Genomic DNA, 1521 nt, shown 5'->3' on the forward strand with positions numbered 1-1521 from the left:
TGTCTCGTCCGGAAAAGTCTTTACAGTTGGGAGCTGTTAATACTAAGTATTCTTTACAATTGTTATTTCGTCCGGTTCAGTGTTTACATTTACTTTTTACGTAATCCTCTTCCGGCTTTACACTGTTGTAGCAGTAATCCTTATCAGGCTTTACTTAATTGACTTTGAATATCCAAAGTAGGTAATTTATTTCTCTCATCATACATGATTTTATTTTGGTTTTCTTTCCAATAGTTTTTCCACTTTATTGGCAAGTTTCCTTCAGAGGTATGTGCTGCTTCTGGCGTCATCATATTTATGCTCAAATGAGGTCTTTTAGTATTGTAGGCCTCAATGATCCCTGATATTTTCAATGCAGTGTCATACTTGGTAGTAAGCTCAGATCTGTTCAGCCATTCAATTTTCAGTATGCCATTAACCCGCTCTGCTATAGCGTTTTCCAAAGGGTCACTATTCTCTGTCATACTGATGTGAATACTAAAGGATCTTAGTTTCGAAATGTACTTATCACAGCAATATTGAACGCCACGATCTGAATGATGAATAAGACTAGCTGCTTTATCAGCGGGTAACTGATTAAGAGCCATTTCCAGAGCAGATACAGCATCATCTGCTTCTAGCTTATTGGATATGTTCCATCCAATTATCTTTCTGGAATAGGCATCAGTGATCAGGGAGAGGTATAAATATCCCTCGATGGTTGCAACGTATGTGATATCACTTACCCATAATTGATGTGGGTGTATTAGCTGAATACCTCTGATCAGGTTGGGATATTTACGATACCAATGCCTAGAATTGGTGGTTATGATTTTGATTTTATAGTGCCGAATCAATAAATGGTTTTCCCTCAATAAATCAAAAAAAGCATCTCTACCCATGGTTATATTTTCTCTTTTCATCTCTGCGCCAATTAAACTAAGCACTTTACGACCACCAATACCGGGTAAGATAATGCGCTCATTTTTAATCATTTCAAGTACTATATGAGATTGCGCCCGACATTTATACTCATACTTCTGTAACTGATAATAAGCCTGTCTGGTAAAGCCAAACAATCCGCAGAGCTTGTCAATGCTTAGCTCTGGACATTGTTCTTTTATTTCTTTGACTGTTTGGCTCCAGACTTTTTTCTGATAGAGATATTTAAATCGCGCTCTGCAATATCTATCATCTTGTTTGTAGCCAGATTCATTAGACGTTCCCTTTCCAGAGCTTCTTCCAATTCCTGAATACGTTTTGCCATGCCATGGTGAGTATCAGGCGTTTCGGTTTTGGACTTTTTTGGAGATTTGTTCATAACAGGCGTTCTGAATTCACCACCAAATTTACTAACCCACTGCCCAACTGATGCATGAACAGCTAATTTAAATTTATCAGCAGTCTTTTGCATGCTGTCATCAGAACTTAGGTAATGTTGAACAACCTCGCGCTTGAAATCGTCCGAATAATGCTTTACAATTTTCATCTTTTATTGAGTTTTATGTGCTCAAAATTGTAAACCTAATTCCGGACAAGACA

The 1521-nt window shown here is 37.5% G+C and carries 2 protein-coding genes; both read right to left on the reverse strand.

Annotated features, from left to right (window positions below):
* Nucleotides 1–143 precede the first annotated feature (143 nt).
* Entirely contained in the window at nucleotides 144–1058 is a 915-nt protein-coding gene (locus tag R2Q70_RS21845) for an IS3 family transposase (RefSeq protein WP_316809676.1), read from the reverse strand.
* Nucleotides 1059–1099: 41 nt separating this feature from the next.
* Entirely contained in the window at nucleotides 1100–1468 is a 369-nt protein-coding gene (locus R2Q70_RS21850) for a transposase (RefSeq protein WP_316809677.1), read from the reverse strand.
* Between the last annotated feature and the right edge of the window lie 53 nt (nucleotides 1469–1521).

The organism is Pedobacter agri (assembly GCF_032678665.1).
GTDB classification, from domain to species: Bacteria; Bacteroidota; Bacteroidia; order Sphingobacteriales; family Sphingobacteriaceae; genus Pedobacter; species Pedobacter agri_A.